We start from the raw sequence: 18,326 nt of genomic DNA, 5'->3' as shown, positions 1-18,326 counted from the left end.
ACTCCAGAAAAACAACAATTGGAGAGCACCATGAATTCAGCTACATCCGTGCCGGACGATCTCGAACGCAGCACCATGCGCCGTGTTGCCTGGCGCCTGCTGCCTTTTCTGATCATCTGCTACCTGATTGCGATCATCGATCGCGGCAACATTGGCATGGCTTCGCTACAGATGAACCAGGACCTGGAACTCTCAGCCAAGGTCTTCGGTTTCGCCAGCAGCCTGTTCTTCTTCTCTTATTTCCTGGTTGAAGTGCCCAGCAACCTGGCCATGCAGCGGTATGGCGCGCGGATCTGGATCGCCCGCATCATGATCACCTGGGGCCTGATCTCTGCCGGCACGGCGTTCGTCCAGGGCGCCAATTCGCTGTACGTGATGCGCTTCCTGTTGGGCGCCGCCGAGGCCGGCTTCTTCCCGGGCGTGTTGCTCTACCTCACCTACTGGCTACCGTCGGCCTACCGTGCGCGCATGGTGGCGCTGTTCATGGTGGCGATCCCGGCCGCCAACTTCATCGGCTCGCCACTGTCGGGCCTGCTGCTGAGCCTGGATGGCTGGATGGGCATGCGCGGTTGGCACTGGCTGTTCATTCTCGAGGGCATCCCGGCAGTGCTGCTGGGCATCGCCTGCCTGTTCGTGCTGACTGACCGCCCCGAACAGGCCAAGTGGCTGAGCGACGAGCAACGCGGCTGGCTCACCCAACGGCTGGCCAGCGAGGCCGCCAAGAAGACCGCCATCGGCCATATCTCGCTGTGGAAACTGCTGCGCCACAAGGATATCTGGGTACTCGCGTTGATCTACTCGGGCGCTTCGGCCGCAGGCAGCACCATGAGCGTGTGGGCGCCGCAACTGCTGAAAACCTTCGGTCTCAGTGCCATGGAGATCGGCCTGGTCAATGCCATCCCGTATGGCATCGCCTCGGTTGCGATGATCATCTGGGGGCGTAGCTCCGACCGCACCGGTGAGCGCCGCTGGCACACTGCGATGACCATGCTGCTGATCGCCGCTGGCCTGCTGATGACCCTGTTCACCTCCTCGCTGCCGGCCACGGTCGTGATGCTGACAATGGTGCTGGTGGGCGCTTATTCGATGAAGGGGCCGTTCTGGGCGCTGGTCTCCGGCTGGCTGTCGTCGTCCACGGCAGCCGCCGGGCTGGCGGCCGTCGGCGCGATGGCCAACCTGATCGGTGGCGGCCTGATGGTCAACGTCTACGGTGCCATCCACGACGCCACCAACAGCTATGCACTGGCATTGATGCCCCTCGCGACACTGTGCGCCCTGGCCGCCATGGGGGTATTGGTGATCGGCCGCAAGCGCCAGCGCGAACAGGCTGAAGCCGCTAGCGTGGCAAGCGTGAAGTAAGCCCTGGCCACAGCGCTGCGATGGCCACCTTCTGCAAAGGAACGTGGTCATCGCCCAAGCGTATGCTTGCCTCGCACGTTGACCGGTTCGATACTCATGGCCATTCTTCATGGTTTTTATCGATACCCATGCGCTATTCCCCCGAAGCCCTCCTCGCCTTTGTCGAAGCCGCTGCCCTCGGCTCTTTCTCCGCCGCCGCACGCAAACTGCGCAAAAGCCAGTCGACCATCAGCATCGCCATCGCCAACTTCGAAGCCGACATCGGTTGCCCGCTGTTCGACCGTGCCGGTCGCCACCCCACGCTCAATGCCGCCGGCCATCAGGTACTCAAGCACGTCGAGGCGATCCTCGATGCCAGCGCCAAACTGGATGCCTTGGCCGTGCGCCTGGCTGACCAGGTGGAACCGCTGGTATCAGTGGTCATGTCGGACAGTTACAGCGTCACCTTCCAGGGCGCGGCGATGGGCCGCTTCGCCGAGCATTACCCGCACACCGAACTGCGCTGCGGCCCCTCGGAAGACGCCGACGTGATCGACCTGGTGCAACAAGGCCTGGCGCATATCGGCATCCTCGCCGCACAGGACCGTTACCCGGCCGATGTCAGCGTGGCACGCCTGCCCGAGCAGGCGGAGTTCTGCTTGTATGCCAGCAGCGAACACCCGCTGGCGAAGCTGCCGGCGTTACAGCCAGAGCACCTGGAGAACGCGCGCCAGCTGTACATCAAGACCTACGCTGCAAGCCTGCCCCATGGCCACGGCCAGGCCTGGTCGGCACCGGACTACCTGACCTTGCTGGAGTTCGCCGTGCGCGGCTTCGGCTGGGCCGAACTGCCCAAGGCGCTGGTGGCGCGCTTCGGCAGTGGCCTGGTGGAGCTGCCCATGGCCGGCTACCCGCGGCGGGTGGCCATGGATGTGGCCTGGTCGCGCCAGCGGGCGCTGGGGCCCGCCGGGCAGTGGCTGGTGGGGCAACTGCTGGGGCGCTAGGCGCTCTCCCCTAAGACTAGGGCGCTGTCGCCTCATCGAAGATCGCTACTGCGCGGACAAAACCGGCAGAAGCATGGCGGATCTTGTAGGGGAAACAGCTGACCAGGAACCCGTTCGCCGGCAGTTGCTCCAGATTGGCCAGCTTCTCCATCTGCCCATAACCGATGTCGCGCCCGGCCTTGTGCCCCTCCCAGACAAGCGAGGCATCGCCCGTTGCAGTGAAACGCTCACGGGTGTACGTGAACGGCGCGTCCCAGCTCCAGGCATCCGTGCCAACCACCCTTACCCCGCGTTCCAGCAGGTACAGCGTCGCTTCCCGGCCCATACCGACCCCGGCCTCCAGGTAGCCGGGCTGGCCGAACAGGCGGCCGGCCCGCGTATTCACCAGCACGATGTCCAACGGCTGCAATGAATGACCGATGCGAGCAAGCTCGGCCTCGACCTCAGCGGCCGTGACCACGTGACCATCCGCCAGGTCGCGAAAGTCCAGCTTGACGCCCGGCTGCAGGCACCACTCCAGCGGCAGTTCGTCGATGCCGAACGCCGGTTTGCCATGGTCGGTAGTCGAGGCATAGTGCCAAGGCGCATCCATGTGCGTACCGCTGTGGGTGGTGATCTGCAGGCGCTCCGCAGCCCAGGCCTCGGCCCCCGGCAGGTCCTCCTTGCGCAGCCCGGGGAACATCGTTGCCATCTCCGGCCAGCCTTGTTGGTGATCCATGTAGTCGATCTTCGGCAGCAGCGGCGGCGGATCGGTATAAGGGTTGTTGTCCAGGGTCACGGACAGGTCCAGCAGGCGACGCTTGTTCAGGGTCATGCGATGAATCCTTTGCGAATGGCCACGCTTCGGCTGCGCCGCGTTGGCAGGTCAAGGGCGTTGCGCAGCAGGCCGGCTACCGAACCGTCATGGCAAAAGCCCAGTTCGCGCGCCAGCCGGCTGCGCAGTGGCGGATAGCAACCAAACAGGGCCTGGAGCTGCGGATCAGGGTCGAAGCTGATGCGCGCGAGGCTGGCCTCGCCGAAACGCTCGGCCAGGCCAGCCAGTACCTGGGCAACGGACAAATGCAGCACTGGCAGTTGCCAGACGCGCTGGCTGCCTGGGGCGTCCAGTTCTGCTGCGTGCAGCAGGTTGTCCACGCAGCAGCGCGCCGACATCCACCAGGCACACGCGTCGGCTGAAACCGGGCAGGTGTAGGCCTCCCCTGCCGCATAGGCATGCAGCAGGTCGCTCATGAACGCCGAGCGCAAACCGTTGGGCTGTCGCGGCCGGGCGACGATACCGGGCAGCCGCAATGCGCGGCCATCGACCTCGCCGCGTCGGGCCAGGTCCTGCAGGGCGATTTCCACCATGCGCTTGTGCGCCGCGTAGGACAGCTGCGGTGAAGCCGGCTGGTCTTCATCCATCCGCGCCGGCAATTCGCCGCCATACACCGCGACACTGCTGGCGTACACCAACACGGGTGGACAGCATGGGTTGCGCAGCTGGTCGAGCAGCTCCAGGCTGGCCTGCAGGTTTACCTGATAGCCCAGCTCGTACTGCGTCTCGGCAGCACCACCGGGCACACTGACCAGGTGGAAGACCACATCGACCCCATCGGCCAGCACCCGGCGCAGCAAGGCGGCGTCGGTCACACTGCCGTGGTGGCAGCGCAGCCGGGGATCCTCGGGCAAGCCGTCGAGTGTCTGGTCCAACACCAGCAACGCTTCGATTCGCTGTCCGCGCACGTGACCCGCCTGCAACAGGCGCTGCACCAGCTGGCGACCGACGAAGCCGTTGGCACCCGTGACCATTACGCGCATGGCCACCCTCCCTGTACGACACACTGATCGATCGCACCGAACAGCACTTCGCCCTGGGAACCACGGGCTTCCATGCGTATGCGGTCGCCAAAGCGCATGAAGGCCGTGCGAGGAGCTCCGCTGGCGATGGTTTCAATGGCGCGGCGCTCGGCGATACACGCCGACCCTACGCTACGATCGGCATTGGAAACCGTCCCGGAGCCGACCAGCGTGCCGGCACTCAAGCGCCGCGTCAGCGCCGCATGCGCAATCAACTGGTGAAAGCCAAAGTGCATGGCGCCGCCATGGGGATGGCCAAACCACTCGCCGTTCCATTCCACCCGCAACGGCAGATGCACCCGGCCATCGCGCCAGGCCTCTCCTAGCTCATCCGGGGTCACCGCGACCGGCGCAACGCTGGTAGCGGGTTTGGCCTGGAGGAAGCCGAAACCGGTCTTCATTTCCCGCGGTGCCAGCGCACGCAGGCTGACATCGTTGAGTTGCAGCACCAGGCGCACATGCTGCAAGGCCTGCTCGGCGGGGCAGCCCATGGGCACATCATCGAGCAGCACGGCAAACTCACCCTCGAAATCGATACCGTGTGCTTCGCTGGGCAACGGGATGTCCGCACGCGCCCCGAGGAAGTCATCACTGGCCCCTTGATAGATCAGCGGCGTATGCTCGACGCCCTCGATCGGCTCGAGGTTGAAGGCTTTCTGCATCAGCTCGCCATGGCTGAGGAAGCAGGAGCCGTCCAGCCACTGACTGGCGCGCGGCAGGGGCGCGGCCAGGCGCGTCAGGTCGAGTTCGAAGGCCTCCGCCACCCGGTTGTCGTTGAGCCGCTGGTACAGCGCCTGCAAGCGGGCTTCGACCTGCGGCCAATGTTCCAGCGCAAGCTGCAAGGTGGCCGCGATGCCGCTGGCATCGACGGCCCGTCCAAGGTCACGCGCCACCACCAGCAGCCGGCCGTCACGGCTGCCATCGTCAAGCGACGCGAGCTTCATGGCAGCAACGCCTTGAGCTCGTCGGCATAGCGGCCGTCGAGCAGGATGAAGACCATTCGCGCCATCTGCTCGCTGCGGTTGCTCCAGGCGTGGTTGGTTCCACGCTGGACCACGATGTCGCCGCGCTTGAGGTGCACCTCACCGTCATCCAGCACCAGCCAGACTTCGCCCTCGGTGACGATGCCATAGTCCAGCGTCTGGGTGCGGTGCATCAGTTTATGCCGCGAATCGGCCTTGCCGGTCCCGGCACTGGCTTCGCCGATCTCGGCAAAGACAGCCGCTGCCGCTTCGGCGCTGACCTGATTCTGCACGCTGTCCGGTGGGATATCGACCACCCGGATCACGCTGCCCAGCGGACCCGGGCTCAGTTGCAGGGGCTGGGCCGTAGGGTCATCGCCGTTATCCAGCAGCGCCGGGCTGGCGCTGCTGTTCCATACCTCATGAAACAGCGTGCCGGGTACCGCCTTGAGCGGGAAGTTGTTCGGCGTCGGGCCGCAGCTGGCCACAACCGCCTGGCCTTGGGCATCGTGGCCAGTGACCACGCGTTTGAATGCAGGAAGTGCTTGCATGTTGTCTCCTTTCAGTTGCCGTCGCCGATGGTCGTGCCACCGTCGACAATAAGATTCTGTCCGCTGATGAACGCGCCACCCGGCGCCGCCAGCAGCATCGCCAGGGCCGCCACTTCCTCCGGGCGACCGACCCGACGCAACGGCGTCAGGGCCAGGCGGCGCTGCAATACCTCGGGGTTGTCGGTCAATGGGCGGGCGAACTCGGTGTCGATGACGCCCGGGCTGATGGCATTGACCCGAATGTTCGCCGGCCCCCACTCCACCGCCAGGTTGCGCGCCAGTTGCGCCAGGCCGGCTTTCGACAGCCCGTACAGACCAAGGCTCTTGTTACCGCGCACGCCGGCAATGCTGGCCATCAGCACCACGCTGCCGCCACCGCCATCGGCCATGGCAGGCAACAAGGCACTGGTCAGCCACACGGCACTGCGCAGGTTGACGGTGAAGGTCAGCTCCCAGTCGGCATCGTCCGCACTGGCCAGGGGCCCAAGGTGCGGTGCGACACCGGCATTGCACACCAGCGCATCGAGCCGCCCGAAGTGCGCCAGGCAACGCTCCGCCAGACGCTGCACGGCCACGGCGTCGCGTAGGTCGGCGACCAGGGCGATGGCCTCGATGCCCTCCTGCGCCAATTGCGCCAGGGCCAGGGCGCAGCCCTCGGCACTCTCGCTGCTGATGGCGATGCGCGCACCGGCGCGCCCGTATTCACGCGCAATGGCCAGGCCGATGCCACGGGTGGCACCGGTAATGAGGGCGGTTTTGCCAACCAGAGAGAACAGCGCGCTCATCGGGCACCTGCCATTACCGCTGCACGCCCACGGCGCATCAGCACCAGGCACGCCGGCGCCAGCACCAGTTGCCCCACGGCAACCAGCAACAGCGCGTGGGGCAGTTGCGCCGCCACGCCAGCCGTCAATGCCAGCACCAGCAAGGGGCTGAGGAATTCACCGGCGAAGATCGCTGCGGTGAACCCACCCGTAGCACGGCCGCGTTGGGCGAAGCCGACCTGCTGCATCACCCGGGTGATCAGCGTCGGCAGCAACAGGCCAACGCCCAGGCCGTTGACCAGCACAGCCACCACCACCAGGGCGTGGCTGCTGGCCAGCGCCAGCAGGCCTCCGCCGGCCCCGGCCGTGGCGAAACCCAGGGCCAGCAGCCAACTCGCCGGCAGACGTGCCAGCAAGCGAAAAGCCAGGGCGCCGGCCAACACACCGAGCTGGTTGGCGCCCATGGCCAGGCCCACTTGCCGGGGCGCATCGACATGCAGCAACTGCAACACATAGCCGGCCTGTACCGGCACGATGAACAGGCTGATGCCGGCTACTGCGGTGAGCAGGTACAGCGGAGCCAGGGCAGCCCATGGAAAGCCATCGCCAATCGTCGCTGCGGGCGCGACGGCAGCGGCACGCGGTTCCCACAGCAGCATGGCCATCAGCGGCAGGCACAGCACGCCCACGGCATAGAGTGCGAACGGCGTGCGCCAGTCGCTCTCGCCCAGCGCGCCACCCACCCCCATGAACAACGCCGCCGACAACGAGGTGACCACCATCTGCAAGGCAAACAGCCGCTCCCGGCGCTGGCCGTCGAAGTAGTCACCCATCAGCGTGGTACAGCAGGTCATGATGCCGGCTTCCGCCAAGCCGATACCGGCGCGGCTGGCGACGATCAGGCCAAGCGTATCCAGCCACAACGGCAACACCCCGCACAGGCTGTACAGCAGCATGCTTGCCAGCAGCAACGGGCGCCGCCCGACACGGTCCGCCAGGACTCCCGCCAGAGGCGCCAGCAAGGCGATCATCAGTGCCGGCAGGGTCAACGCCACCGGCACCAGCACGGCAACGCCCGGGGTCTCGGCAAAATGTGCCTGCATGCGTGGCAGTACTGGCGCGATCAACACCGCACCCAATACCGGCAGGCAGCTGCCAAACAGCAGCAGCCCGGCCTGGGCGCTGCTAACAGTGCGTTCAACGGCCATGGCTCATCTCCTTGAGCGAGCTAAAACGGGTGTCCTGTTCAAGCTGCAGGGTGGGTTCAGGCGTCGCAGCCCGGTGCGCACACGCCTGGCGTTGCGGTAGGAGGAAATACGCCAGTGCCGGCAGCAGGATCAGCGCGCCGACCATGTTCCAGACGAACATGAAGGCCAGCAGCACGCCCATGTCGGCCTGGAACTTGATCGGCGAGAACATCCACGTGCCGACGCCAATGGCCAGGGTGATGCCGGTCAGCATGACCACCTTGCCGGTGAACAGCAGCGCGCGGTAATAGGCCTCGGACAGGCTCGCACCCTGGCGCAGCTGGGCCAGCACGATGCTCATCACGTACAACGCGTAATCCACGCCGATGCCGACGCCCAGGGCGATCACCGGCAGGGTCGCCACCTTCACGCCAATGCCCAGCGCGACCATCAGCGCTTCGCAAAGTATCGAGGTGAGCACCAACGGCAATACCGCGCAGAGCACCGCACGCCAGGAACGGAAAGTCACCAGGCACAGCAGAATCACGGCGCCATAGACCCACCAGAGCATGTCGCGGTTGGCCTGTTTCACCACCTGGTTGGTAGCAGCCTCGATGCCCGCGCTGCCAGCTGCCATGAGAAAGCTGGCCTGCTCGCTGTCGTTGGCCAAGGCGAACGCCTGGACACTGTCCACCACACGCGACAGGGTGTCGGCCTTGTGGTCGGTGAGGTAGGCGTAGAGTGTCAGCAGGCTGCAATCGTCGTTGTACAGGCCGCGGGGGGCATTGGCAGTGACCATGTTCAGGGTCGCCTGGTTGTCGACCAGTTCGTACCACTTCGGGCTGCCTTCTGAGAGGCCGACCAGCACCTGGCGGTTGAGCTGCGCCAACGAATGGGTCGTGTCCACGCCTGGCAGGCCGCGCAGCTGCCAGTCCAGATCATCCACGCGCTTGAGCGTCCCGTAGGCCGAACAGGCACCGGGCGCGGTGCGCACCATCACCGCGAACACATCGCTGCTGGCACCGTAATGCCGGGTGACGAAGGCATTGTCGCGGTTGTAGCGCGAATCAGCGCGCAGCTCGGGGGCCCCCGCGTCGAGATCACCCACCTTCAGGTGCAAGCTCACGGCATAGCCGCCAGCGGCCAGCAACGCCGCCACAGCGATGCACCCAGCCGCCCAGCGGCGCTGGGTGAACAGGTCGAGGAAACGCCACAGCGCATGCTTGCGCGCCCCGCTCGCCTGCGCCTGTTCGGCACGCAGGCTGCGCCGCGCCGCCTGGGCACTGACGCCAACGTAGGAGAGCAGTACCGGCAACAGGATCAGATTGGTGAAGATCAGCACCGCCACGCCCAGGCTGGCGATGACGGCCAGGTCCTGGATCACCTGGATCTGGATGATCATCAGCACGGCAAACCCCACGGCATCGCACAGCAGCGCGGTCAGCCCGGCGAGGAACAGCCGGCGGAACGTGAAGCGCGCCGCCACCAGGCGATGCATGCCACGGCCGATGTCCTGCATGATGCCATTCATCTTCTGCGCGCCGTGGCTCATGCCGATGGCGAACACCAGAAACGGCACCAGCACCGAGTACGGATCGAGCGCGTAGCCTAGCAGCGGCAACAGGCCAAGCTGCCAGATCACCGCCACCAGTGAACACACCACCACCAGCGCGGTGCTGCGCACGCAACGGGTATACCCGTAAAGCACCACGGCGGTGATGGCGATGGCGGCGGCGAAGAACAGCAGGATCTGCCGCAGCCCGTCGATCAGGTCGCCTGCTACCTTGGCAAAACCGGTGATGTGGATCTGCACGCCCTGCGCCTGGAAGCGCTCACGCAGGTTCTCCAGCTGGTGGGCGAAGGCTGTGTAGTCCAAGGCCTGACCGTCAGGGGTGTGCGCCAGCAGGGGCACATAGAGAATGCTCGAACGCTGGTCGAAGGCCACCAACTGACCGATCTCGTTGGAACGCTCGATGTTGCGCTTGAGCGCTGCCAGGCTCGCTACCCCACCGTCATAACCGTCAGGGATCACCGGGCCGCCTTCCAGGCCCTCCTCGGTCACCCCGGTCCAGCGGGTAGACGGGGTCCATAACGATTTCATTGCCGCGCGGTCCACCCCGGGCAACAGGTACACCGCATCGTTGAGCTGTTGCAGGCTATGCAGGTAGCCCTGGTCATAAATGCTGCCGCGCGGGTTGACCACGGCGATGCGCACTGCGTTGCCCAGGCCGGCAAGCTCGTGGCGATGCTCCAGGTAATTGTGAATGAACGGATGATCACGCGGGGTCATCTTCTCGAAGCTGGCGTTGAGGGTCAGGCGCGTGGCCTGCCAACCGAGCAGCAAGGTCGTTGCCAGGCACAGCAGCAGGACCAGCGCGCGGTGGTTGAACAGCGCACGCTCGAGCAAGGAGCCAGACGACCTGTCGAAGTCATCGAGACGGCCGCTGGAGGGCGCAGGGGAATTCATGGCGTGCATGGCTCAGTCCGTCGTGGTGGGAAGTGAGGAAGTGTCCAGACGGCGGGCACCGGCCATGCCGACCGCGATGATGGCGCCATCGGCAGCGGTGGTGGCTGCGGTCAGCGGCAGGCCTTCGGTGACCGGCATGGGCTGTGCGGCAAAGGCATCGAGACCGCTGCGCAGCAGCATCCCCGCCTGGTTGGCGAGCAGCAGCTGGCCGCCGCTGACGCGCATGCCGTTGAGCGATGCAGACAACGGGTTGACCAGCGCCTGGAAGCTGTCACCGCCGTCATCGGAGGCGAACAGCGAACCCCGCAAGCCACCCACCAGCAACCGGCCTTGGGGCAGCACGGTGCCAGCGAAATAGCTGCCGTCATACGGCCCTTGCAGCGCCTCGAAGTGCGCGCCGCCATCAGCCGAACGCAACAACAGTCCCTGCTCACCGGCGATGTACAACCTGGAGCCCTGACGTGCCAGCGCATACAGATGCAGCCCCCGTTCATTCGGCAGCAGCCCCATGCTCGAACTCCAAGTGCGGCCGCCGTCCTGGGTACTCAGGGCCAGCCCGTAGGCGCCGACGACCATGCCGTGTCGGGCATCGGCGAAGTTCAGCGCCAGCAGCGGCTTGTCTGCGCCATCGGCCTGCAACCGTTGCGCGGCAGACAACCGCCGTGGGTCGGCTGACGCCTCGGCCGCCTGTCGTTCGAGGGCAGCGGCACGCTTGCCATCGAGCTGCAAGGTCCAATGCTCGCCAGCATCCTCGCTGTGCAGCACCACGCCGGCATGGCCAACCGCCCAGCCTTGCCGTGCGTCGACGAACTGCACTGCGGTCAGGCTGACACTGACCGGTACGCCCATGGCCTGGCGCCAGCGCTTGCCGTTGTCGTCGGACAGCAGCACCACGCCACGCTCGCCCACTGCCACCAGCCGCGCGCCGGCCAGCGTCACATCCTGCAACACCGCATTCAGGGCCTGGGCGCCCTGCACCGCGGGCTGCGAGAGCACTTCCACGCCATCCCCGGCAAAGACCGTGGGCAGTCCGCAACAGGCTGCCAGCAGCCAGCCATAGAGCATCTTGTTCATCGCACGCAACCTTTTGTTCTTGTTGTCTGTAAAGCCTGGGCACAAGGCGCCTGCTCAGCGCACACCCTCGCCTGCCATGGCGTCAGCGGTGAACACTGAGTCCTTGTACGGCGGCACGATGCGGTATTGCTCGCTTTTGCCGGCGAACAGGTCACCGGCGAACCAGGCGCCAGAGAGCAGGTCGTAGAAACCGTTGGTGAGGGTCACCACACCCGGCAAGTCCGGCAGCACCACGGGCGAGGTCCAGACCACCTTGGCCAACTGGTCGCGGGCGTCGTAGCGCTCACCCAGCACGGCGGCCCAGGTGTCCTCGTCGAGGTAGTAGGTGCTGCGCGGCATCACATGGCGCTGGCCCTGTTTCAGGGTCGCCTCGACCACCCACACGCGGTGCAACTCCCAACGAATCGACGCGGGGTTGAGGTGGTGCGGGTCGAGCAGCGCTTCGGCACTGGCGGCGGTGAACACCTTGTTGGCGTTGTAAGGGATATACATTTCCTTCTTGCCCACCAGCTTCCAGTCGAAGCGGTCCAGGCGCCCGTTGAACACGTACAACTCATCGAAACTCATGACCCCGGCCGTGGCCGGCGTCGGCGTGTCGCAGCAGGCGTTGGGCAGGCGGCGCACGCGGCGCTGGCCCGGCAGGTAGGTCCACACGGCGGCCTTTTCGGCGTTGAGGTTTTCCAGCCCGGTGATGGCCTCGCCGGCGCGCAATGGCGGGCCGTCGTTGGTCATGCGAATGGACCAGAACACGCCCTTGTCGCCAGCGCCGCCTGGCAGATACCAGGGCATCTGCAGGTCGGCGCGCGAGTCGTTGGTCAACACATGCTTGCCGTCGGCAGTGGTCAGATACTGGTTGAAACTGGCGTGCCACGAAGCGCCACGCCAACGCAGCAGGTGGTTCCACATGGCTTCCACGCCATTGGCCGGGATCGGGAACGGGATGCCTCCGGCCGCGCCCTCGGGCATGGGGCCGGCAGGGCCGTCCACCAGCTTGCCGCTGGTGGCATTGGCGAACGTGGCGTCATAGACCGATTGCGGCGCAGCCGCGCTGCGGTGAGTCGGGTATACGTCCAGCCGATAGCTGTCCGGGTACTTCCTGAGCATCGCCTGGATGCCGGGGGTCAGCTTGTCGGCATATTGCCCCAGATTCTGCGCGGTGATGGTCAGCAGCGGCTTGTCGCTGGCGAACGGGTCGCCGCGCTTGCCGCCCTCTTTGTAAGCCGGATCGGCCTTGGTGTAACCGCCGTTCCAGGCCGGGATGCTGCCGTCGGCGTTGCCGGCGCGCTCGCCACCGAGCGGGGTCAGGGTGGTCTTGAGGGTGGCCGCCTGTTCGGCGCTCACTGCGGCACAGGCGCCTTGGGCGAACAGCAGCGAGGCACTCAGGGCAGTGAACAGGGAAACGACTTTATTGTTGTGTTTCATCGGGTAGTCCTCGGTCAGAAGGTGCGGCTGACGGTGAAGGCGATGAAGTCGCGGTCTTTGAGCGACTGTTCGAAGGTGTAGTGGTTGTCGGCGTCGAGGAAGGTGTTTTCCGGGCCGTAGTAGTGCGTGTAGGTCAAGCCCAGGTTCCAGGTATTGAGGTAGTTGCCCTTCAGGCCGATGTTGAGGTCGCCGCCGTGATCGGTGCCAAAGCCGGTGCCCAGCGCCATCGAAGCACCGTTGGTGTAGCTCGCGCCGAGCGGTACCGAGAGGTCGAGGCCCGGCAGGAACTGCCGGTACATTGGCTCGAACACCAGGCGCAGGCTGGTGGCGTCGCGGTCGGCATTGGGGTCGACGGCGTCGGCGTTCTTGCTCACGCTCATCACCCGGTTCCAGGCGATCTCGCCGAGGAAGCTCGATTCGGCAGCGATGAAGTTCGGCTCCAGGCTGGCCAGCCAGGAGAAGTTGGCGTGCAGGGTGCGGCCAGTGGCGTATACGGGGTTATCGTCATTGTCGATCACCTCGCCAACGGCCAAGGCATGCTGGTTGGTTGAAGCCAGTGGCTGATTCCAGCGCGTGGACAATTCCCCCGCGAGGTTGAAGTTGCCCAAGGTGGTGGAGAAGCTGGCACCAAGCGCCTCGATGCCTTCGGGGTACACCCAGTAGAACTCGCCGGCCTTGCCGCTGACCGGGTCGAGGCTGGCGAAATCAGGGCGCACGTTGAGCTGCGGCGATTTGTCGTGGAAGCGAATGGCATACACGCCCCAGTCGACAGTCTCGGTGCGCCAACGCACTTGCAGGCCGCCCTGCCCCGAGTCTTTGGCTTCCTTGTCATTGCCATGGAAGAACGCCAGTGGCTGGCCGCCGGGGAACACGGGCGAGCCGACGAACATGCGCTCTGCACCCTCGCCGAAGAAATCGTCGGTGGAGAAGTAGCTGCCCGCCGCTGGCAGGCGGTTGGCCTCCCATTCGAACTGGTAGTAGGCCCCCACCGAGACATCCGGGGTCAGCTGCAACTGCCCGGAAATCTGCTGCACCGGGCGGATCAGTTCCTTGAACTGGGTATTGGGCACCGACAGGCCCTTGACCACGTCTACCGGCGCCATGCCCCCGGCGATGCCGTTCATGCCGTAGAACAGGCTTTCGCCCCACTGCATGGCGTATTGCCCCAGGCGGCCGGACAGCGGCATGTCGCCGATTTCGGTCTTGCCGAAGATGAAGGCATCAAGCAACTCGCCCTTGCGCCCGTGCAGCGTGCGGGTGTCGTCGGTGAATGCGTCGTAGTCCACCGAGTAGCTGTTGGCACGGCTGGGGTCGTTGTTGTCGGTGCCCCGGTTGTAGACATCGTCGTACCAGGCCGCGCCGCTGACCCGCGCCCCGATGTCGTGGTAGGTGATGTCAAGCTCCGACAGCAGGTCCAGGCGGTTGGAGATCAGGCCCTTGTCGAAATTGCGGTCGCCGTCATCCAGGTTCAGCGCGGTCTGGCCCTCGGTGAGCTTGCTGCTGGCATCCTGGGTACGCCAGGCGGCGCTGTACTTCAGGGTGTTGTCCCAGCGCACGCGCAGGTCAGGGTTGCCGGTGGCAAATTCGAAGGCCTGGGCCTGGCCGGCGGCCAGCGCGAACAACGCCAGGCTGATGGGTTTGAGCGACGGCAATGGCCGTGCGAGTGCTCCTTTGCGAGTCAACATCGGGGTTTCCTCATTCTTGTTATTGTGCGTCGGTGTTGGCGTGTGAGCTGGCGCCAGCCAGGCAGGCAGCGCCGGATTCGCAGCATCAGATGGGGCGCGCAGTGACCTCCAGCATCTGCTTGACCAGGCCGATGCGGTCGAACGACGGATCGCGCTGGACTTCCTTCTCGCCGGCCAGCAGGGACATCTCGCTGATGTACTTGCAACGCTCGAAACGCCGGGCCATGAAGCGCTGCAGTTGCGCCTCCAGGTGGCCCCCAGCGGTAAGCTCTTCGGCCAGCACCACCGCGTCTTCGATGGCCATGCCGGCGCCCTGCCCCAGGTGCGGCGTGGTGGCATGTGCGGCATCGCCGATCAGCAGCACGCGGCCGCGGTACCAGGGCTCATCGACGAACACTGCTTCCAGCGGCTTGTAGACCACGTCGGCGCTGTCGACGATCTGCCCGCGCAACTCGCCGATCAGCCCGCCGAAACCGGCCAGGCGCTGGCGCAGGCCGTCGGCCAGGGTGGCGGGTTGCATCCACGGGTTGCCCGGCTCATGGGAGGTGGTGAACAGATACATCAGGTCATCGGCCAGCGGCACCAGGCCGGCGTTGCCCGAAGGCCCCTGGTAGTTGGCCAGGTGGTCGATGCCGGCAGCCCGCGGGAAGTTGTAGCGCCACACCGACTGGCCGGTGAAGCGCGGTTGATAGCGGTCACCGAACAGCAAACCGCGCACCTTCGAGAACAACCCGTCGGCGCCGACCATCAGCCCATACCGGCCGTGGCTACCGTCGCTGAACAGCACATTTACTGCGCTGTCGTCCTGCTCGAAGCGCTCCACCGAAGTGCCCAGGCGTATCTGGGTGCCCAGTTCGATGGCAGTTTCGCTCAGCACCTTGTGCAGGGCACGGCGTGAGATACCGACGTTGGCCGGGTAATCCGGGCCGGCCAGGCGCTGCCCGGGGATGCGCGCCAACTGCTGGCCTTCGGTGGTATAGATGGCCACGTCTTCAAAGGCGTAGGCCGCGTCGAGATAGGCATCGAGCAGGCCCAGGCGGTGCATCTCGCGCACCACATTGCTTTGCTGGATGATGCCGACACCGTAGACGGTCCATTCAGTCTTCAGCTCGACCAGGTCGACGGCGATACCCTTGCGGCGAAGGGCGATGGCGGCGCACAGCCCGCCAATCCCGCCGCCCACGATCAGCACGTTGTTCACAGAATTCATGGCATGTCTCACGTCTTGTTCTTGTTGTCCGCCCCGGCATGCGCGGCGACCGTTTTCTGTGCCTGGGCACAGCTTCCCGGCTGCGCCGGGCTTTGACCAATCGAGTCGCGGGATGCGACCTATCGCGCGGCGCGATAGCTCAGCGCTCGAGCTGCGCCAGTGGCAATAGCAGCCAACCGTCCACTTGCTGATGCGCCAGTGCCTGCAAGGCCTGACCACGGCAGGGGCCGTGGACGCAAGTGCCGTCCTCGGGCCTGAAGCGCGCGCCATGGGCATAGCAGATGACCCACTGCCCGTCGGCACTCATGAAACGGTCCTTGCGGTATTCCAGCGGCACCTGCAGGTGCGGGCAGAGGTTTCGATAGGCACGTAGCTGGCCCCTGTGGCGCAGCACGAACAGGCTGTCCGTGCCCTGGCCCTGCGGGTCGAAACCACGGGCCTGCCCTTCCTCCAAGGCGTCCAGCCGGCACAACGCCACGCAGCGCATCAATCAGGCCTGCTTGGGCGGTGGACCACCCGGTGCCCATTTCTCCCGCGAGCTGAACAGGAACAGCTGCGAATTGTCGGCCGACATCGGCGCCACGCGCGCGGCCCAGGCGTCATCGTGCTTGTCCATGTCGGCGTCGTACTCGATGTGGCAGCCGAGCGGGCTGTTGAAGTACCAGAACCAGTTGGAACCCAGCAGGTGCCGACCCGGGCCCCAGAAGCTGGTCCAGCCCCGCTGCTGGAAGCGCGTACCGGCCAGCAGCACCTCGGTGCCGCTGCCCATGTGGAAGGTGAAGTGTTCGCAACCCTGCATGTGCGGCGGGGTCTGGATCATGAACAGGCAGTGGTGGTCGTCCATGCCGGCGCTGCGCATGAACGGGCCGACGCCGCTGAAACTGTCGGTGGTGACGAAGCCCAGGCGATCACGGTAGAAGGCTTCGCCCTTGGCCGCGTCAGGCACGAAATACACCACGTGCGACAAGGTGCGCGGGCGTGTCGGCATGTCCAGGCTGATGCCCAACTGGTTGAGCGGGCGCTGCGGTGCGCTGCCGGGGGCGTTGGTGAGGTCAGCGGGGGCTTCGAAAGCACGCCGGCAGGTGACCTGGAAAGCGATCGCAAACCCCAGGTCGTCGACGGTATGCAGCGCGCCATCGGCATCGCGGTGCACCGCTCGATCACGGCCAAGCTCATCGGCGATGGCCTCCAGATCAGCGGCCGAAGCGACGCCGTAGACGGTTTCGCGAAGTGAAGGGGTTGGCCCGAGCGCGGGCGGCAGGCTGCTGTCGTCGCCCCGGCGGATGACGATCGCGGTACCGTCGAGCGCCTCGAAGCGGCCACCGTCAGCATTCAGCCGGGTGGCCGTAAGGCCATAGTCACGCAGGCAATCGGCACAGGCCTGGATATCGTCGACGCCGAACACCAGCGCGTCGAGACCAAGAATGTTCATGGCTACCACTCCATTGCAATTGTTATTCGGCGAGGCAGGGTCACCGTTCTGGGTCGTGGCGGCGCAGCGGCCGTTCGACTGGTGTGCAGGTTGCTCGGTGCCGGGGTGGCGTGACCAATCGCGACGCAGGATGCGAGGCATCGGCAATCGCGATACCTGTGCGCCAGCCCATGGCGCCTGGCGTTGGCCCGCCGGCAAGGCGCGCAGGTCTTGACGTATCGGCAATGCAGCGGGAAGGTATCGCGAAAATAACTACAAGAACCGAGAGCTATTCCCATGCGCTTTCACCACCTGGATCTGAACCTGCTGGTCGCCCTGGACATCCTGCTCGAGGAGCAGAACATCACCCGTGCCGCCGAACGCCTGCACATGACCCAATCGGCCACCAGCGGTGTGCTGGGCCGTTTGCGCACGTTTTTCGAGGATGAGCTGCTGGTGCAGGTCGGCCGCAAGATGCAGCCCACGCCCTATGCCCTGGAGCTGGCCAGGCCGGTGCGCGAGGTGCTGCTGACCATCCGTTCCTCGATCACCGCCAAGCCGGTGTTCGAACCTGCCAGCAGCAAGCGGCACTTTCGCCTGGTGGCCTCGGACTACCTGATCAGCGTGCTGTTCGCCCAGGTCATCCAGAACATCCACCAGCAAGCGCCGCACATCACCTTCGAAATGATCAGCCCCGGCGACAACAGCGCCGAGCTGCTGATGCGCGGCGAGGTCGACATGATGATCGTGCCCGAGCGCTACCTCATCGACGGCCACCCGGCGCAGTTGCTGTTCGAGGAAGACCATGTCTGCGTGGTCTGGCGCGACAACCCCGAGGTCGGCGAGCAGTTGACCCTGGAGCAGTACATGCAGATGGGGCATATCTCAGTGGGCTTTGGCCGCAACCGCCACTTGAGCATCGAGGACTGGTTCATGAGCCAGTACGGCTTCAACCGGCGCCTGGAAGTGATCACCAACGACTTCAACACCCTGCCCCAATTGCTGGTAGGTACGGCGCGGATTGCTACCATGCACCGCCGCCTGGCCGAGCTGTATGCCGGTTACCTGCCCCTGCGCATCCTGCCGCCACCGGTGAAGATCCCGGTCATGCGCGAATTCATGCTCTGGCACCGCAGCATGGACGGCGACCCCATGCACCGCTGGCTGCGCGAGCGCATCAGCGCCTTCATCCGACGCGCCGAGCAGCAGCCGGCGCCGCTTCGCGCCAGCGCCTGAACCCTGGCCATCGCCCCGGCCTGCACCACCGCGCCGGGGCATCGCGTTTGGCGATACCTTGCATCCCCGATCACGATTGGCCTCGCCCTGCCCTGCCTGCGTACCTTGCCTTCGAACCGTGCCCTGCGTGCCTGCCACAGTCGCGGGCACCGGACTCAACGACCGCAGAAGGACAACAA

At 65.5% G+C, this 18,326-nt stretch carries 16 protein-coding genes; 3 read left to right on the top strand and 13 right to left on the bottom strand.

Annotated elements, in window-relative coordinates; genetic code table 11:
- Positions 1 to 30: 30 nt before the first annotated feature.
- Positions 31 to 1,359 (top strand): MFS transporter, encoded by a 1,329-nt coding sequence (locus ACQKPS_RS26025; protein ID WP_427606124.1) that lies wholly within the window; start codon positions 31 to 33, stop codon positions 1,357 to 1,359.
- Positions 1,360 to 1,487: 128 nt separating this feature from the next.
- Complete coding sequence (locus tag ACQKPS_RS26020) at positions 1,488 to 2,342, top strand: LysR family transcriptional regulator (protein WP_427606122.1); 855 nt, start codon at positions 1,488 to 1,490, stop codon at positions 2,340 to 2,342.
- Positions 2,343 to 2,358: 16 nt separating this feature from the next.
- Here the strand turns inward: ACQKPS_RS26020 and ACQKPS_RS26015 are convergent, their stop codons facing one another.
- The 13 genes from ACQKPS_RS26015 to ACQKPS_RS25955 form a co-directional block, all read right to left on the bottom strand.
- The gene (locus ACQKPS_RS26015; RefSeq protein WP_427606120.1) at positions 2,359 to 3,156 is read right to left on the bottom strand and encodes a cyclase family protein; all 798 of its coding nucleotides are present in this window, start codon (positions 3,154 to 3,156) and stop codon (positions 2,359 to 2,361) included.
- Complete coding sequence (locus tag ACQKPS_RS26010) at positions 3,153 to 4,139, bottom strand: NAD-dependent epimerase/dehydratase family protein (RefSeq protein ID WP_427606118.1); 987 nt, start codon at positions 4,137 to 4,139, stop codon at positions 3,153 to 3,155. Before ACQKPS_RS26010 ends, ACQKPS_RS26015 begins: the two co-directional genes overlap by 4 nt.
- On the bottom strand, positions 4,130 to 5,122 hold the full coding sequence (locus ACQKPS_RS26005) for a fumarylacetoacetate hydrolase family protein (RefSeq protein ID WP_427606116.1): 993 nt from the start codon (positions 5,120 to 5,122) through the stop codon (positions 4,130 to 4,132). The genes ACQKPS_RS26010 and ACQKPS_RS26005 overlap by 10 nt, the downstream gene beginning before the upstream one ends.
- On the bottom strand, positions 5,119 to 5,691 hold the full coding sequence (locus ACQKPS_RS26000) for a cupin domain-containing protein (RefSeq protein ID WP_254485124.1): 573 nt from the start codon (positions 5,689 to 5,691) through the stop codon (positions 5,119 to 5,121). The genes ACQKPS_RS26005 and ACQKPS_RS26000 overlap by 4 nt, the downstream gene beginning before the upstream one ends.
- 11 nt (positions 5,692 to 5,702) lie before the next feature.
- Positions 5,703 to 6,476 carry an SDR family NAD(P)-dependent oxidoreductase gene (locus ACQKPS_RS25995; protein ID WP_427606113.1) on the bottom strand — a complete coding sequence of 258 codons (774 nt, stop codon included), beginning with the start codon at positions 6,474 to 6,476 and terminating at the stop codon, positions 5,703 to 5,705.
- A complete protein-coding gene (locus ACQKPS_RS25990) occupies positions 6,473 to 7,663 on the bottom strand; it encodes an MFS transporter (RefSeq protein WP_427606111.1) in 1,191 nt (396 codons plus the stop codon). The genes ACQKPS_RS25995 and ACQKPS_RS25990 overlap by 4 nt, the downstream gene beginning before the upstream one ends.
- A complete protein-coding gene (locus ACQKPS_RS25985; protein WP_427606109.1) occupies positions 7,653 to 10,118 on the bottom strand; it encodes an efflux RND transporter permease subunit in 2,466 nt (821 codons plus the stop codon). Before ACQKPS_RS25985 ends, ACQKPS_RS25990 begins: the two co-directional genes overlap by 11 nt.
- Positions 10,119 to 10,121: 3 nt before the next feature.
- Positions 10,122 to 11,183: a WD40/YVTN/BNR-like repeat-containing protein gene (locus ACQKPS_RS25980; protein WP_427606108.1), complete on the bottom strand. Its 1,062-nt coding sequence runs from the start codon at positions 11,181 to 11,183 to the stop codon at positions 10,122 to 10,124.
- Positions 11,184 to 11,237: 54 nt separating this feature from the next.
- Complete coding sequence (locus tag ACQKPS_RS25975) at positions 11,238 to 12,605, bottom strand: DUF1329 domain-containing protein (protein ID WP_427606106.1); 1,368 nt, start codon at positions 12,603 to 12,605, stop codon at positions 11,238 to 11,240.
- Between the two features lie 14 nt (positions 12,606 to 12,619).
- On the bottom strand, positions 12,620 to 14,290 hold the full coding sequence (locus ACQKPS_RS25970; RefSeq protein ID WP_427606104.1) for a DUF1302 domain-containing protein: 1,671 nt from the start codon (positions 14,288 to 14,290) through the stop codon (positions 12,620 to 12,622).
- An 85-nt stretch (positions 14,291 to 14,375) separates the two neighbouring features.
- Entirely contained in the window at positions 14,376 to 15,500 is a 1,125-nt protein-coding gene (locus ACQKPS_RS25965) for an FAD-dependent oxidoreductase (RefSeq protein ID WP_427606102.1), read from the bottom strand.
- A gap of 139 nt (positions 15,501 to 15,639) precedes the next feature.
- Positions 15,640 to 15,987 (bottom strand): Rieske (2Fe-2S) protein, encoded by a 348-nt coding sequence (locus ACQKPS_RS25960; RefSeq protein WP_427606138.1) that lies wholly within the window; start codon positions 15,985 to 15,987, stop codon positions 15,640 to 15,642.
- A 3-nt stretch (positions 15,988 to 15,990) separates the two neighbouring features.
- Positions 15,991 to 16,932, bottom strand: coding sequence for a VOC family protein (locus ACQKPS_RS25955; protein ID WP_427606100.1), 942 nt, complete (start codon positions 16,930 to 16,932; stop codon positions 15,991 to 15,993).
- Positions 16,933 to 17,208: 276 nt separating this feature from the next.
- Here ACQKPS_RS25955 and ACQKPS_RS25950 point away from each other — a divergent pair, with 276 nt between their 5' ends.
- The gene (locus tag ACQKPS_RS25950; protein ID WP_254485115.1) at positions 17,209 to 18,147 is read left to right on the top strand and encodes a LysR family transcriptional regulator; all 939 of its coding nucleotides are present in this window, start codon (positions 17,209 to 17,211) and stop codon (positions 18,145 to 18,147) included.
- Positions 18,148 to 18,326: the final 179 nt, after the last annotated feature.

Source organism: Pseudomonas sp. NPDC086566, from assembly GCF_050280885.1.
Classification (GTDB): domain Bacteria; phylum Pseudomonadota; class Gammaproteobacteria; order Pseudomonadales; family Pseudomonadaceae; genus Aquipseudomonas; species Aquipseudomonas vlassakiae.
This window is presented reverse-complemented; position numbering and strand designations above follow the sequence as displayed.

Bases quoted from the DNA above. Each gene is read 5' to 3' on its own strand.
- ACQKPS_RS26025 (WP_427606124.1), top strand. From the start codon at position 31: ATGAATTCAGCTACATCCGTGCCGGACGATCTCGAACGCAGCACCATG.
- ACQKPS_RS26020 (WP_427606122.1), top strand. From the start codon at position 1,488: ATGCGCTATTCCCCCGAAGCCCTCCTCGCCTTTGTCGAAGCCGCTGCC.
- ACQKPS_RS26015 (WP_427606120.1), bottom strand. From the start codon at position 3,156: ATGACCCTGAACAAGCGTCGCCTGCTGGACCTGTCCGTGACCCTGGAC.
- ACQKPS_RS26010 (WP_427606118.1), bottom strand. From the start codon at position 4,139: ATGCGCGTAATGGTCACGGGTGCCAACGGCTTCGTCGGTCGCCAGCTG.
- ACQKPS_RS26005 (WP_427606116.1), bottom strand. From the start codon at position 5,122: ATGAAGCTCGCGTCGCTTGACGATGGCAGCCGTGACGGCCGGCTGCTG.
- ACQKPS_RS26000 (WP_254485124.1), bottom strand. From the start codon at position 5,691: ATGCAAGCACTTCCTGCATTCAAACGCGTGGTCACTGGCCACGATGCC.
- ACQKPS_RS25995 (WP_427606113.1), bottom strand. From the start codon at position 6,476: ATGAGCGCGCTGTTCTCTCTGGTTGGCAAAACCGCCCTCATTACCGGT.
- ACQKPS_RS25990 (WP_427606111.1), bottom strand. From the start codon at position 7,663: ATGGCCGTTGAACGCACTGTTAGCAGCGCCCAGGCCGGGCTGCTGCTG.
- ACQKPS_RS25985 (WP_427606109.1), bottom strand. From the start codon at position 10,118: ATGCACGCCATGAATTCCCCTGCGCCCTCCAGCGGCCGTCTCGATGAC.
- ACQKPS_RS25980 (WP_427606108.1), bottom strand. From the start codon at position 11,183: ATGAACAAGATGCTCTATGGCTGGCTGCTGGCAGCCTGTTGCGGACTG.
- ACQKPS_RS25975 (WP_427606106.1), bottom strand. From the start codon at position 12,605: ATGAAACACAACAATAAAGTCGTTTCCCTGTTCACTGCCCTGAGTGCC.
- ACQKPS_RS25970 (WP_427606104.1), bottom strand. From the start codon at position 14,290: ATGTTGACTCGCAAAGGAGCACTCGCACGGCCATTGCCGTCGCTCAAA.
- ACQKPS_RS25965 (WP_427606102.1), bottom strand. From the start codon at position 15,500: ATGAATTCTGTGAACAACGTGCTGATCGTGGGCGGCGGGATTGGCGGG.
- ACQKPS_RS25960 (WP_427606138.1), bottom strand. From the start codon at position 15,987: ATGCGCTGCGTGGCGTTGTGCCGGCTGGACGCCTTGGAGGAAGGGCAG.
- ACQKPS_RS25955 (WP_427606100.1), bottom strand. From the start codon at position 16,932: ATGAACATTCTTGGTCTCGACGCGCTGGTGTTCGGCGTCGACGATATC.
- ACQKPS_RS25950 (WP_254485115.1), top strand. From the start codon at position 17,209: ATGCGCTTTCACCACCTGGATCTGAACCTGCTGGTCGCCCTGGACATC.